Below are 13,518 nucleotides of genomic sequence, written 5' to 3' on the forward strand. Positions count from 1 at the left end.
TCCGAGAATCGGTCTCCCCTTAGATAGGCGGCTTGAACGGCAAGTTCTCCTTGCAGGTTCACGTACCCGGTTCGTTTATCGAGAATCACCGGCGCCATTCCTTCTGAGAATTCATAGGCCATATCGAAGCGCGGTTCGGTCACGAACTCAACATCCCGATTGATGTGCCCCCATTTGCCGTTTCGTGCGACCCGTGCCCTGCCCTGTCTGAATGGGCCAGCCATCCCGCGCTCGCAAAAGAAACGCATGGGAATGGCGGTAGAAGCGTCGGGATTGATGTATCCCCACGCGCCATTGAGTTTCACAGCCGCGACTCCTTCGGAGAATGCCCGCGCATCCTCGAAAAACGGTGGGATCACCAGATTTCCGTCCCGGTCAATGTAGCCATAAAGCGTGCCGTCGTATATACAGGCAAGACCTCCGCTGAAATGGCTAATGCTTCGGTAACGCGGCCTGACGACGACTTCTCCGGTTGCAGAGATCAGGCCGCGAATGTCACCGCTCTTCGGATCGCTGGTAGAGAACTGTGCGAGTTCCTCAGAAAAGATGAGCGGGCTTCCGTATGCCGCTGGAATCACTAAATCACCGTTTGAATTGATCGCTCCCCATCGGCCACCTTGTTTGACCGAGGCGAGTCCGTTACGGAAGGGAAATGCTTCCTCGAATACGGCTGGCACGGCGATTTCGCCGAGACAATTGATGTACCCGGCTTTGTATCGCTTTCGGCTTCGCCCCTGTCGCACGAAAACCGGGAACAGCCGATCCGTCCAAGCCAACCTGTGCGTCATTTCCACGAGTAGAGGCTAGCAGATCGCGGGGTTCCGCCTGAGTCACCGCCTAGGAGAAAATCTCGAGGTCGGTGTCGTCGAGGTGATCTGGCTCACGCTAAACTTTCCAGCGACGACAAATCAGAGGGGACCTGCATAACGCGGCTATCATTGCACAATGAACCGCGCCGCGTTGCTTTTCGCGCTAATTCCAACTGCGCTCTTAGGGCAGTCCATCCCGTCGCGCCTGCCCGCCCGATTCTGACTAGCGACCAGAGGAGCTTCCGAACCCGAATCCGCGACGGTGCAAAGTCCCCTGTTGAGTTTGCTGGTCACTACACCCTGCTTCGCTTCGGGTGCGGCGCGCGTAAACGGACTCCCCGACGAACTGCGCAGAAGAACGAAAGGGAAGAGTCCGTTTGCCTGCCTGTGTTTGGGCTTGCAATTGGTAATGCCGGGCAGCCGCCCGCAATGATTGCACCGCCACAAACCTGGAAGCCACACTCCCAGGCCACACCCCGCCGCTCGCTATACTGGAACACAGGAACCACCGTGTTCGAACCCATCCGTTTTCTATGGAACGCGACCCGCGGCTCGCGCCTCACCCCCTGGCGCAGCGAATACCTCCGCTGGCGCATCGAGACCTACTCCGGCCTCTGGGCAGAGAAGCTCACCATGCGCGACATATTAGCCTTCATGTGGACCTCCCGCTGGGAGCTACTCAGATTCCTCGCCTGGACCGGCGATGTGCAGAAACAAGCCCGCCGCAAACCCTGAGCAAGCCCGCAGCAAACCCTGAGCTGGAAGCCCCGCACCCCCCAAAAACCTTCCCCAAAACGCTCTCCCAAAAATACTGAAGTATCCACTTGACAATTATCCTCGTCGAGCCGATAGTGAAGTAACTGCTTCAGTATTGAATGCTGCAGCAGAAGGAGGATCAACATGCCAGACCAGAAAGTCATACACAGCACATTCGTAATCGACCGCAGTTTCTCCAAACCCGCCGCGACCGTTTTCGCGGCCCTCTCCGAGCCCGACAAAGTTCGGCAGTGGTTCACCGACCCCAGCACCAGCGAAACCCTGGAGTTCTCCCTCCGCTTCGCCGTGGGCGGCACGCGCCGCTTCGTCTACCGGCTCGGCCCCACCACCCCCGTCGCCGGCATGGTCATCATCAACGACGGCCACTTTCAGGACATCGTCCCCAATGAACGCGTCGTGACCGCCACCACCATGTCCTCAGGCGACAAGCGCCTCGAAGCATCCCTCACCACCTTCGAGCTTCTCCCCACCGACACAGGAACGGACCTCATCTGCACCGTTCAGGGAGCCTTCTTTGAAGGCCTCGGCCCCGACCCGGTAGCGCTGATCAAAGCCGGATGGAACGGCTTGCTCAATCGGCTCGTTGACGTGGTTCATCAGAATTGACACCGGGAGACAGCATGGCGCCAACAGCAAACATCAACGTGGACCGGCTGTTTCATGCCCTCGGCGACCCCACACGCCGCGCCATTCTGGATCGATTGACGCAGCGCCCGCACTCCGTCTCAGAGCTCGCGGCGCCGCTGGGCATCACCCTCACCGCCGTGGCCCAGCATCTTCAAATCCTCGAGGAGTGCGGCCTCGCTCACACCGAGAAGCTGGGCCGCGTGCGCACCTGCCGCATCGGCACCGCGGGCCTTGACGCACTGGATCGTTGGGTGAGGGAACATCGCACGGAATGGGAGCGCAGGATGGATCGCCTGGGCGGTCTGCTGGAGAATCCCTGATCTTTGCCAAAAACGTGATGGTGCTGTCGGATGCGCCGTCCGGAATGCCGGCTCAGACCGCCTGCGGCACCAGTAGCGCCGACAGCACATCGGCCGCCGAATAAGTGGCTTTGTCGGGACCCAGGAACCGCGCGACATTGTTGATGTCGTCCCCCAGAGTCACGAGCGCCGGTTCCAGTACGATCGCCCCATCCACGCTTCGGATCTGCGCGTGGCCGATGTTGGCCAGTAGGGCATTGCACAGGCACTTGCGCCCGCGGGTAGCCTCCTCCGCGCCGCCTTTGGCCACGTAGCAGTCCACCGGCTCCGCGGAGCAGCGCCACGCCAAATCCCCATCGGGCCGCGCGTAGGCTTCGCGCAAAAATCCCAGGTCGCACACCCGGCAACGATTCTGCGCGACCCCGGGATCAGACGCCGTCCCCTCGAGCTGCGCCACCTTGAAAGGAAATCCCGTAGGCGAAGCGAGGGGGTCTGTCAGCACTCGGCCCGCGCCTCCGGCGGCCTTGGCCAGGAGATCGCGTTTCAGGTCGTCGCGCAAGCCGGACTCATCGGAGAACGCGAATGCCGTGCCCACCTGGACACCCGCCGCGCCTTCCGCAAGCGCCTCCGCCAGCTTCTCCGGAGTGCCGTATCCGCCGGCCAGCCAGAACGGCACGCCCAGCGCCCGCATCGCGCCCAGATCCACCCTGTCCCGTTGCCCATATTGCGGCTCGCCGGCATCGTTGAGCTGCAGCTTGCCCCGCGGCGGCGCGTTGTGTCCGCCGGCCGTCGGCCCTTCCACCACAAATCCATCCACGCGGCCTGACGCCCGCCGCAGCAGGCTTGCCGCCAGCGTGTGTGAGGAGACAATCGCCAGAAACTGCGGCCGTGCCAGCACCGGCAGAATCGGCCTCTCGGCGTAGTCGGCAGGATTGAAGCGGGCCACCGCTTCCTCCGTCGCCTCCGCATGACCGGAAACCGACAGGCGATACTCCGCCGAACGCCCGGCAGCGTATGCGTCCAGAATCCCGGGAATCTGCGAAGGAATTCCAGCCCCCATCAGGACATACCCCACCCCCGCCAGCATGGCCCCGTAAATCGACGCAAGATGCGGCAGCTGAACCTTCTCAAGAAAGTTGATGCCCACCGGGTTGATGTGCCCCTCGCGCGCCAGAAACACCTCGACAAAATTAGCCGTGATGCACAGCTCCACCAGCTTGCGCGGCTGGCGATGATGATGCAGCGGCAGCCTTGGGTAGGGCTGCTCGGGCGGCTTGCCGCCGGGGACAAAAAATTCGTGCCAGATGCGGCTTGCCATGGCAGGGAAGGGGAACGCGGCCAGCGCGCGGCGAATCGCTCCGCCTGGGTCGCCATCGACCAGGCGGCGCACAAGGACCTGGTCAAGCGCGGTGCCGGAGACCACGCCGAGCTGTCCGAGATTCGAGACGGCCTGAGCGAGTCGCCAGTTCGAGACACCCACGCCCATTCCGCCCTGAATGATCTTGGGAAGTTGAGGCACTTGGGGGATTGTTTCACCGGGGACAGCAATGTCTTGTGACGGCGCTCACAGCTGAAGGCGGCATTCGCCCATTGGCCCGCTTTCGGCCTGCCGTCCCGCGCCCCAATACCCTTCCTGCACTCCCCGCCCGCTCTCGCAGCCGCCTCAGCGTGGAAGAAAGATCACGAAGCACGTACCGGAACGCCCGGGCGCAGTGGAACTGCGCACCTTGATGTTCCCTTCGTGGCGCACCACGATCCCCCGGCTGGTCCACAGGCCAAGACCGGTCCCGTGATCGCCCTTGGTGGTCACAAATGGATGGAACAGTTGCCGCCGCACCGCAGGATCGATGCCGCTGCCGTTATCGGCCACCGCTATGCACAATCCATGCCGCCGCGGCGGAGCCGTCTCCACGCACGTCCGCGTGTGCAGATAGATGTCTTTCGCTCCCGCGTCAATCGCGTTTCCAATCAGGTTGTGGAACACCTGCTGCAGCTCTGACGCAAAACCTGACACCACCGCCGTGGTCCGATACCTGCGATGAACGCGAACATCCGGATTGCGCGTCGAATGCACATCCACGGCGATGTTCAGCAACTCGCGCGCGTCCACCCGCCCTGGATTGCCCTTCTCGCGATAGAAAGCCAGCGTCTGCCGCGCAATCCTTGAAACCCGCTCCACTTCACTCTCCAGCAGCGACAAATAACGTTCCGCCTGCGAGTTCGGCATCTCGGTTCGCAACAGGTAGAGCAGGTTCGTCACCGCTTCCAGAGGATTGTTGATCTCATGCGCAATCGCCGCCGCCATGCGTCCCGCAGAGGCTAGCTTCTCCGTCTTGCGCAGCACATCTTCCATGTGCTTCTGCTGGGTCAGGTCCTCCACATAGAGCGCCGATCCGGTCGGCGCGCCTGTCCCCGTAAGCTCCTGCAGGTTCATGCGCGCTGGAAACCGCGAGCCGTCTTTGCGGGTCAAAACGACTTCCAGATCGCGAACAGCGTCGGGCTTGAGCCCCTCCTGCGGAAAAGGCTTCAGGATTCGGTCCACATGCTTGCCCACAACTTCCGTCTGCGCATAGCCCAGCAGCCGGCAGAAACTCGGAGTCACATAGCGGCACGCGCCCTGCGGATCGATCACGCAGAGTCCGCGTTGCTCCGCACCCAGAATGGTCTGGACTTCCGTGGGCGAAAGTGCCGGCCTTGCCGGTCCATCTGGATCGAATTGGTGCACCAGGGGCTCCCTCACGCGTCCATTCCCCGCGGCGAAGGGCGATGCCTCGTCGCGTGCTGATTCACGTTCAGCCAGTACTGTTGCAGAAAGGTCATCAGCCGGTTCACTTCATCCGGATCGGGGCTCTTCACCAGGTAAGAATTTGCGCCGCGCTCGTAGGCGCGGTTGATCGTATCCGCGTCCTTTGAACCTGCAAGCACCACAATCGGCACCTGCCGCAGATTCGGCGTACGCCGGATCTCGTCCATCAGCTCAAACCCCGACATGCCCGGGAGCTTCAGATCCAGCAGAACCAGCGAGGGCAGCGTCGGCCCCTCGCTTTGCCGGTGCAGCCACGAGAGAGCCACAGTGGCGTCCAGCGCATGCTCAATGGCGCCGTTGTACCCGGCGCGATTCAGCGCGCGCGTAATCAGCATCGCGTCCGATCGTTCATCCTCCACCAGCAGAATCGTGCGCTCTTGCGCCTTCGCCCCATTCAATCCCGTGGTCGATCCGTCGGCCGGCGTCGCGCAGGTGATCGGGTACTCGTTCTTGCCAAGCCAGAAATCCTTCACACACCGCAAAAGTTCGGTAAGCTCCGCATTCGTGTCCGGCTTCACCGTGTAAGCATTCGCGCCCAGTTCGTAAGCGCGATTGATATCCACGGAATGGCGTGACGACGTCAGCATCACCACTGGAAGCCTCCGCAACGGCCTCGGGTCGCGCCGAATCCATGACAGCACTTCGAACCCCGACCTCCGCGGCAGCTTGATGTCCAGCAGCACCAGGGACGGCAGCGGGTACTCTTCCCGGTTCTGATACGGCCCCGTGCCGTCCAGGTAGGCCACCGCGTCGTCCCCGTCTTTGGCGCGCACCAGAGTCGCATTCAACTCGGCTTTGTCGAACGCCCGCTTGATCAAAATACTGTCGGAAGGATCATCCTCCACCAGCAGGATGGTATGGTTCATACGTTCTCAGCGGCCTCCGGTAATTCCACCCAGAATGTGCTGCCTTCGCCGGGTTTCGATTGCAGCCCCACTCGCCCACCCATGCGCTGTATCCCCCGCTTCACAATCGCCAGTCCAATCCCCGTGCCCGGAAACTGCTCCTGCCCGTGCAGCCGCTCAAACACCTGAAAAATCTTCTCCTGGTGCTCGGACGCAATGCCAATCCCATTGTCCTTCACTGAAATCCGCACGCACTCGCCGATCCGCTCCGCTGAAACCACCACCTCCGGCGTCTTCTCCGGAGAAACAAATTTCAGCGCGTTGCTCACCAGGTTGCTCACCGCCTGCACCAGCGTCTGCGGATGCGCCACCGCCCGCAGGTGATCGAGATCGCGCACGTGCACAAATTCCCGCCCCTCCGATAACTGCTTGATCGCCTCTTGCGCCATCTCAGCCACCCGCACCGGCTGCATCTCGAAATGGATCCGCCCCAGCCGGCTGAAGTTCAGCAGGTCCTGCACCAGCCGATTCATGCGCTTGCTGGCCGCCGTAACCTCGCTCAGATACTCGAGGCCCTGCTCCGGCACGTCCTTGCCGTAGTCCTCGATAAACGCCTGGGTGAATCCTTCAATCGCCCGCAATGGCGCGCGCAGATCGTGCGAAACCGAATAGCTGAATGCTTCCAGCTCCGCGTTGGTCTGTTCGCGCTCGGCAATGCGCAGCTCCAGTTCCTCGGCGTGCTTTTGAATCTGGTCCAGAAGCTTCTTGCGGTCCGTCACATCGCGCGTGATCTTCGAGAAGCCAATCAGTATGCCCTCGTCGTTGCGGATGGGCGTAACCACAACACTCGACCAGAACCGCGTCCCGTCCTTGCGCATCCGCCAGCCTTCGCCCTCAAAGTGCCCGGTATCCGCGGCCGTCTGCAGCACCTTCGCCGGCATTCCCGCCGCCGCATCTTCCGGCGTGTAAAAGCTTGAGAAGTGCTTACCCAGAATTTCGAAATCGTTGTAGCCCTTGATCCGCTGCGCGCCCGCATTCCAGCTCGTCACGTTCCCGTTCACGTCCAGCGAGTAGATGGCGTAGTCCGATACGCCCTCCACCAGAAGCCGGTAGCGCTGCTCGGCGATGCGCCGCTCCGTGAGGTCGCGCGTGATCTTTCCATAGCCGATCAACTTCCCGTTCTCGTCACACACGCGCGTGATCACAACGCTGGCCCAGAAACGCGAGCCGTCTTTGCGGATGCGCCAGCCCTCGTCCTCAAACCGGCCCGTCTCCGCCGCCACCTTCAGCTCATACTCCGGCTTGCCGGCATCCCGGTCCACCTGCGGATAGAAGTTGCTGAAATTGGTTCCGATGATCTCCTGGGCCGTGTACCCCTTGATGCGCTCCGCGCCCGGATTCCATGAAGCCACATTGCCCACCGGATCAAGAAGGAAGATCGCGTAATCGCGCACCCCTTCCACCAGGATGCGGAACACGCGTTCGGATTGAAGAGGGGGCGTATACTTGGCGGTCGTCGGGATTCGGCTTTCCGTCACGCTCATGAACGAAAGGGCTCCTGCAGGTCTGCAGTCCTTCTATGTGCGGGGGCCCTGCAGGCGGAAATGCATCGTCTGCCTACGACATCATGAAAAATTCACACGTCTGCTTTCGGCTACGTGAATACTTGGATGCACTTGCGGAGCTGTTTGGTTTGCTGCTCTTCACTGCCTGTGACGGCGCGCACAGCGTCCCCATTGCGATCCCGGCATACTAGCTTCCTGCTGCGCGCCGGCGGCGAAGGAGTGTTGCGCTCAAAACCCGTCTCAACCTTCAGCATTCTCCGCAGCCGCTCCCCAGCATCTGGAGCAATGTTTACCAGAAAGTTACGAAGTACGTTTTTTTTGACCTTTAGGGCGAAGAGTGAACTAGGTCGCTGACGATAAGTGGCTTATGAAACTTAGATTTGTGATCCACATCACCTGCCCGAGCGCGCATCGCCAGGCCCCAGGCTGAGATTCGAGCCACTCCCGCATCGCAGCAGAGCGCCGGCCCGTTACCAATCAGTACTCCCACCCCCCCCGGGGGGTGGAGCTCTCTCAATACGCCTGGAACTGCTCTCTCAATACGCCTGGAACTGATCCAGCGGCAGCCGCACCCGGAAACACGTGTCTCCCGGCTCCGAGCGCACCTCCAGGTGCCCTCGATGCTTGCGCACAATCCGCATCGCGTGGTCCAGCCCCAGGCCCAGCGCGTGTCCCGGCGGCTTGGTGGTAAAGAACGGCTCGAATACCCGGTCCTTCAACTCCGGCGGAATGCCCGGCCCATTGTCCGAGATCTCCACCAGCAGCATCTCGCCATCGCGGCGCGCCACCAGCTTCAGCCGCCTCGGCGTATCCATGCAGGCCATCGCGTCCAGCGCGTTCTCAATCAGCGACGTCCACACCTGGTTGAGCTCACCGCCATAGGCGCTGATACACGGCAGATCCTCCTGATAGTGCCGCTCTACCGTCACTCGCTTCAGGCGCGAGTTGTGCATCTGCACCGTCGCCTCGAGCCCCGCCGGTACATCCACCTCGGAGATCGCCGCGCGATCCATGTTCGAGTACGTCTTCACGGCGCTGATCAGGTCGAAGATGCGCGCCGTCGACGCAATCAGCGTCTCCACTGACCGCGTGGAGCGCAGATACCGCGCAAAATACTGCAGCGTAACGCAGGTCCCGTTCGCCTCCAGTATCTTGTGCAGTTGATCCAGATCCTCAATCGTGATGCCATGCTCCGCCAGGTCTGGAGCCACATCCCACGCACCTTCGCAGGGCAGGGAAGTCAGCCAGTTGCGCAACGTCTCTTCACGGCTGATCTGCTCCGCCGCATCCGGACCCGGCTGCGTCGGCTTGCGCGCGAAGATGGTCCGCTCCCAGCCTTCCACCTGGCTGATCTGCTTTTCCGTCAGGCACAGGTTCACCAGCTTGAAGCGGTTCTCGCGGTTCGCGCGCAGTTCCATCACCAGCCCTGAAGCCGCTCTCTGCGCGGCCGACGCCGGATTGTTCAGCTCGTGTGCCAGGTTGCCGGCCAGCTTGCCCAGTGCCGTCAGCTTCTCCGCCTGCTGCTCAATCCGCGTCACCTCGCGCACCCGGTCCAGCAGCGTGGAAACACACCGCTGCGCCATGCTTGGAATCGCTTGCAGCATCTCCGGAAACAACGCCCGTGGCACCGTAAGCGCCCACACCTTGGCGGCTGCCACGCCGTGCCCGCCAAAGGTCTTCATGCGCGAGAAGGGAAGCAGACCGGTCATCTGCCCCGTGCGCCCAATAAAGATAGGTATGGTTGTGCCGCGCGCCCGCTGCACATGGATCTCGCCCTTGAGAATCAGCACCAGCTTGTCTGCCGGCGTGGTTTCTTCAAACAGCACCTCGCCCGCCTCCGCTACCAGTTCCTCGCCATGCTCGGCAAGCCACAAGCGGTCTTGATACGCTAACCCCTGCAGCGGCGCGACACGCTCCAGGGCATCGACTATCTGTTCTACAGGCGTGGGTGTGGCGGGTGGGGATGCAAGGGACGAGAGCATGACCGCGACCTCCGGGGGAGACCCAATCTCAGAATACCCGAACCTCGGCATTTATCCGGTGCGAAACCAAGAACCCAAAGCAGGCGCCGTTTGCGATGCTGATTCGCTACGAACCTTCCGTGCCCCACCCTGTCGCCTTGTCTCTGGCGACAGGGTGTCAGACCACGAGCTTCCATTTCTCTTGGACAGGTTCAGCACGAGCCAATAGTACGGGCCACGGCACCTCGTACCGTACTATCTATCTGGTTCGAAAAAAGAGGAATCGCGCATGTTGAAAACGCTTCCAGCCACCCTCCTGTTCTGTTTCGCAGCTTTGCTTCCCGCCCAATCCTCCGCCGCGAGGTTCGATATGGGTACAAAGGAATTCCGCCTCGACGGCGGCAATGTCACCTACGTCTTCGGCGTCAATCCCCGCGGCGAACTCCAGCAGATGTACTGGGGCGCCCGTCTCGCCGACTCCGACAAGCTTTCCCCCGCTCAGCCCATGCGCGAAGTGGCCTCCTTCGACCCGCCCTACTCCACCACACCCCAGGAGTACGTCGGCTGGGGCGCCGGCCTCTACGTCGAGCCCGCTCTCAAAATCACCTTCGCCGACGGCAACCGCGACCTCGTCCTCCATTACGACAGCCACACCGACAAGCCCGGCGGACTTGACGTCGTCCTCAAAGACATCTCCCGCCCCATCTACGTCACCCTGCACTACGCCATCGACCCCGAAACCGGCATCCTGGCCCGCTCCGCCACCATCGAGAGCCGCGAGTCCGCGCCAGTGACCATCGAGCAGGCCGCCGCGGCCGCCTGGGCCCTCCCGCGCGGCCAATACACGCTGAACTACCTCACCGGCCGCTGGGGAGGCGAATACAACCTCACCCAGGAACCCCTGCAGCACGGCGCCCGCGTCATCGAAAGCCGCCGCGGTTCCACCGGCCACCAGGCCAACCCCTGGTTCGCGGTCCAGTCCGTAACTCAACCCGGCGCCGCCGACGAAGACCACGGCGAAGTCTGGTTCGGCGCCCTTGGCTGGTCCGGCTCCTGGCGCATCGTTGTCGAGCAAGACCAGCTCGACGCCGTGCGCGTCACCGGCGGCTTCAACCCCTTCGACTTCGGCTACGTCCTCAAGCCCGGCGAGAAGCTCGACACCCCCATCTTCTACGGCGGCTACTCCGCGCACGGCCTTGGCGGCGCCTCCCGCCTGCTGCATTCCTTCGAGAACCACAACATCCTGCCCCGCACCGCCAAAACTGCCGGCCAGCCCCTGCCCAAGCCCCGCCCCGTCATCTACAACTCCTGGGAAGCCACCGAGTACAACGTCACCGAAACGGGCCAGTCCGCCCTCGCCGAGAAGGCCGCCGCCCTCGGCATCGATCGCTTCGTCATGGACGACGGCTGGTTCGGCCAGCGCAAAGTCGACAACGCCGGACTCGGCGACTGGTACGTCAACAAAGAGAAATTCCCCAACGGCCTCAAACCCCTCATCGACAAGGTCCACTCCCTCCACATGGACTTCGGCCTCTGGGTCGAACCCGAAATGGTGAACCCCAACTCCGACCTCTACCGCGCCCATCCCGATTGGGTCCTGAACTTCCCCAACCGCCCCCGCTCCGAGGCCCGCAACCAGCTCGTCCTCAACCTCGCCCGCACTGACGTCCGTGATTACGTCCTCGGCTTCCTCGACAAGCTGCTCAACGAGAACGACATCGCCTTCCTCAAGTGGGACTACAACCGCAACTGGAGCGAGCCCGGCTGGGACCAGCTCCCACCCGCCGAGCAGAAAAAGGTCTACGTCGCCTTCACCCAGAACCTCTACGGCATCCTCGCCGAGCTGCGTAAGCGCCATCCCAACGTCGAAATCGAATCCTGCTCCGGCGGTGGCGGCCGCGTTGACCTCGGCATCCTCCGCTACACCGACGAAGTCTGGCCCTCTGACAACACCGACCCCTTCGACCGCCTCACCATCCAGGACGGCTTCAGCTACGCCTACACGCCGCAGATCATGATGGCCTGGGTCACGGCCTCGCCCCACTGGCTCAATAAGCGGACCACCTCCCTCGCCTACCGCATGCTCAGCTCCATGCAGGGCTCGCTCGGCATCGGCGACAACATCGCCAAGTGGAGCGACCAGGACCTCGCCGTCGCTAAGCGCCTCATCGCCGCCTATCACGAAGTGCAGCCCACCATCGTGCAGGGCGACCTGTACCGCCTCATCTCACCGCGCAATGGCAGCGAGTTCTCCGCCACCCAGACCGTCAACCACGATAAGACCCAGTCCGTCGTCTTCGCCTTCATCCACTCCACCCAGGAAGGCCGCGGCTTCCCCATCCTGAAACTCAAAGGCCTCGACCCCCAGGCGCAGTACACGGTCACGCCGATTGAAGGCAAAGCCAGCCACAACGCCCCCGCCACCGCCAGCGGCGCCTTCTGGATGAACCACGGCCTCGACATGGACGACAACTTCCGCGGCGACTTCCAAGCCGCCGCCTTCCGCCTGGATCGCAAATAAATCCAGACCAAGCCGATGACCCCGGCTCAACCTCCTCTATCGCTGCGACGCCCCGCCACCGCTACGACGCCGGATGGTCCGGTCTTGAAATGCTGATTCAACCACAACGCGAGGGTGCCCCCGGTCTCGCTTTTGAGACCGGGGATAGCGTTACGGTGGGACCCGCCACATTTACGATGCTCATCACCACACGGACAGATGAGGTGTCGCGCCCGCCATCTCGTTCCACCGGCAAAGAAAGAGACACAGAATCAGGCAACGACTACTTCGGGGCTAGATACTACGCGTCTACGATGGGGCGCTTCATGTCGCCTGACTGGAGTGCAAAGGTTGAGCCAGTGCCCTATGCGAAATTGGGCAATCCACAATCCTTGAATCTGTATTCGTACATGCTCAACAATCCGATGAGCGGAGTCGATCCAGATGGACACGCAGGAGATTCCTGTAAGGCTAATCCTGGTTTGTGTGCAGCTATTCGCGATGCTGTATCAAACGGCGGCTCAATACAAGACGGCTATGCAAATTGGAAAACTCAGCAAGGGGTAAAGGATAAACAGCCGAAAGCCCCAACCGACAAAGAGAAGAGCTCAGGAAAACTCAACAACGGAGGCTTCATCCATTACGGGAACTGGGGCGGCCCGGGCTGGACCGGAGGACGAACAGAAGCCTATGAAGATCTGAGCGTTGGAGACCAAAAAAAGCTGGCTGCCCCGGTCGACCCACACGACGGCTGCTACCAATCTCACGATATGTGCTACTCGAACGGTCGCGTTTTAAGCGGTGGGACGTCCGACCTAGCAGGATCCCAAACTCAGAAACAGAAAGACTCCCAAACGCAGTGGGAACGCGGTTGTGATGCAAGTCTTGCGATGTGCGTGCACAACCTGCCCTCATCCCAAACTAACGCACCGAGTCGTGAGTCAAGTGTTGTGTTCACGGTTAGGGGCCTACTGAGATGCCTTTCTTGTTCAGACGAATAGGACAAAATATGCAAACACTTTGGAGGACGTTCGCGAGTCTCTGCGCTGTAACCGTTATTGTCGCTCTGCTCATCCCGCTTCGTGCACTTGGATCACGATTGTCTATTTGGCTAATCATATTTGCCATAGCCATGTTTGCAGTTTGGGGCGGCATCAATGCTTATGCACAGCCAATGTCCATGTCTGGACGATGGTGGATGTTTAGGATTTGCCTTGCCGGATTTTTGAGCATGCTCTTGTCATTCATCACGGCATTAAGGAGTCCCAGAGGAACGAGAGCTGGCCTTGTGGCCTTCGTCTCCGTAGCAATCGCTGTCGCTCATTTCAT

Annotated in this window: 12 protein-coding genes; 5 read left to right on the plus strand and 7 right to left on the minus strand. The window is 61.4% G+C overall.

Features of this window, described 5'->3' with window-relative positions:
- The coding region (locus tag VGL22_RS20575; protein ID WP_465268841.1) for a WG repeat-containing protein at window positions 1-776 on the minus strand (776 nt) is incomplete at its 3' end.
- A 159-nt stretch (window positions 777-935) separates the two neighbouring features.
- Window positions 936-1,271 (minus strand): DNA-primase RepB domain-containing protein, encoded by a 336-nt coding sequence (locus VGL22_RS20580; protein WP_465268842.1) that lies wholly within the window; start codon window positions 1,269-1,271, stop codon window positions 936-938.
- A 48-nt stretch (window positions 1,272-1,319) separates the two neighbouring features.
- Between VGL22_RS20580 and VGL22_RS20585 the strand changes: the two genes are divergently transcribed.
- The 3 genes from VGL22_RS20585 to VGL22_RS20595 all read left to right on the plus strand — a co-directional run bounded on the left by VGL22_RS20585 (window position 1,320) and on the right by VGL22_RS20595 (window position 2,533).
- A complete protein-coding gene (locus VGL22_RS20585; RefSeq protein ID WP_465268843.1) occupies window positions 1,320-1,544 on the plus strand; it encodes a hypothetical protein in 225 nt (74 codons plus the stop codon).
- A gap of 165 nt (window positions 1,545-1,709) precedes the next feature.
- Window positions 1,710-2,192, plus strand: coding sequence for an SRPBCC domain-containing protein (locus VGL22_RS20590; protein ID WP_465268844.1), 483 nt, complete (start codon window positions 1,710-1,712; stop codon window positions 2,190-2,192).
- A 14-nt stretch (window positions 2,193-2,206) separates the two neighbouring features.
- Window positions 2,207-2,533: an ArsR/SmtB family transcription factor gene (locus tag VGL22_RS20595; protein WP_465268845.1), complete on the plus strand. Its 327-nt coding sequence runs from the start codon at window positions 2,207-2,209 to the stop codon at window positions 2,531-2,533.
- Window positions 2,534-2,585: 52 nt separating this feature from the next.
- Here VGL22_RS20595 and VGL22_RS20600 read toward each other — a convergent pair whose 3' ends face one another.
- The 5 genes from VGL22_RS20600 to VGL22_RS20620 all read right to left on the minus strand — a co-directional run bounded on the left by VGL22_RS20600 (window position 2,586) and on the right by VGL22_RS20620 (window position 9,710).
- Complete coding sequence (locus VGL22_RS20600; RefSeq protein ID WP_465268846.1) at window positions 2,586-4,031, minus strand: nitronate monooxygenase; 1,446 nt, start codon at window positions 4,029-4,031, stop codon at window positions 2,586-2,588.
- Between the two features lie 144 nt (window positions 4,032-4,175).
- Window positions 4,176-5,252: a two-component system sensor histidine kinase NtrB gene (locus VGL22_RS20605; RefSeq protein WP_465268847.1), complete on the minus strand. Its 1,077-nt coding sequence runs from the start codon at window positions 5,250-5,252 to the stop codon at window positions 4,176-4,178.
- The gene (locus VGL22_RS20610) at window positions 5,249-6,184 is read right to left on the minus strand and encodes a response regulator (RefSeq protein ID WP_465268848.1); all 936 of its coding nucleotides are present in this window, start codon (window positions 6,182-6,184) and stop codon (window positions 5,249-5,251) included. The genes VGL22_RS20605 and VGL22_RS20610 overlap by 4 nt, the downstream gene beginning before the upstream one ends.
- The gene (locus VGL22_RS20615; RefSeq protein ID WP_465268849.1) at window positions 6,181-7,707 is read right to left on the minus strand and encodes a sensor histidine kinase; all 1,527 of its coding nucleotides are present in this window, start codon (window positions 7,705-7,707) and stop codon (window positions 6,181-6,183) included. Before VGL22_RS20615 ends, VGL22_RS20610 begins: the two co-directional genes overlap by 4 nt.
- A gap of 557 nt (window positions 7,708-8,264) precedes the next feature.
- Window positions 8,265-9,710, minus strand: a complete 1,446-nt coding sequence (locus VGL22_RS20620; protein WP_465268850.1) for a sensor histidine kinase — start codon at window positions 9,708-9,710, stop codon at window positions 8,265-8,267.
- A 268-nt stretch (window positions 9,711-9,978) separates the two neighbouring features.
- On the opposite strand from VGL22_RS20620, the gene VGL22_RS20625 reads away from it, so the two are divergent.
- Both VGL22_RS20625 and VGL22_RS20630 read left to right on the plus strand, forming a co-directional pair.
- A complete protein-coding gene (locus VGL22_RS20625) occupies window positions 9,979-12,210 on the plus strand; it encodes an alpha-galactosidase (protein WP_465268851.1) in 2,232 nt (743 codons plus the stop codon).
- A 176-nt stretch (window positions 12,211-12,386) separates the two neighbouring features.
- Window positions 12,387-13,190, plus strand: a complete 804-nt coding sequence (locus tag VGL22_RS20630; RefSeq protein WP_465268852.1) for an RHS repeat-associated core domain-containing protein — start codon at window positions 12,387-12,389, stop codon at window positions 13,188-13,190.
- Window positions 13,191-13,518: the final 328 nt, after the last annotated feature.

Origin of the sequence: Occallatibacter sp. (assembly GCF_036502485.1) — a bacterium.
In the GTDB taxonomy this organism is placed as follows: domain Bacteria; phylum Acidobacteriota; class Terriglobia; order Terriglobales; family Acidobacteriaceae; genus Telmatobacter.

What these genes read in the sequence shown, in the direction of transcription:
- VGL22_RS20590 (WP_465268844.1), top strand. Translation starts at nt 1,710, where the DNA reads ATGCCAGACCAGAAAGTCATACACAGCACATTCGTAATCGACCGCAGT.
- VGL22_RS20595 (WP_465268845.1), top strand. Translation starts at nt 2,207, where the DNA reads ATGGCGCCAACAGCAAACATCAACGTGGACCGGCTGTTTCATGCCCTC.
- VGL22_RS20610 (WP_465268848.1), bottom strand. Translation starts at nt 6,184, where the DNA reads ATGAACCATACCATCCTGCTGGTGGAGGATGATCCTTCCGACAGTATT.
- VGL22_RS20615 (WP_465268849.1), bottom strand. Translation starts at nt 7,707, where the DNA reads ATGAGCGTGACGGAAAGCCGAATCCCGACGACCGCCAAGTATACGCCC.
- VGL22_RS20620 (WP_465268850.1), bottom strand. Translation starts at nt 9,710, where the DNA reads ATGCTCTCGTCCCTTGCATCCCCACCCGCCACACCCACGCCTGTAGAA.
- VGL22_RS20625 (WP_465268851.1), top strand. Translation starts at nt 9,979, where the DNA reads ATGTTGAAAACGCTTCCAGCCACCCTCCTGTTCTGTTTCGCAGCTTTG.
- VGL22_RS20630 (WP_465268852.1), top strand. Translation starts at nt 12,387, where the DNA reads ATGCTCATCACCACACGGACAGATGAGGTGTCGCGCCCGCCATCTCGT.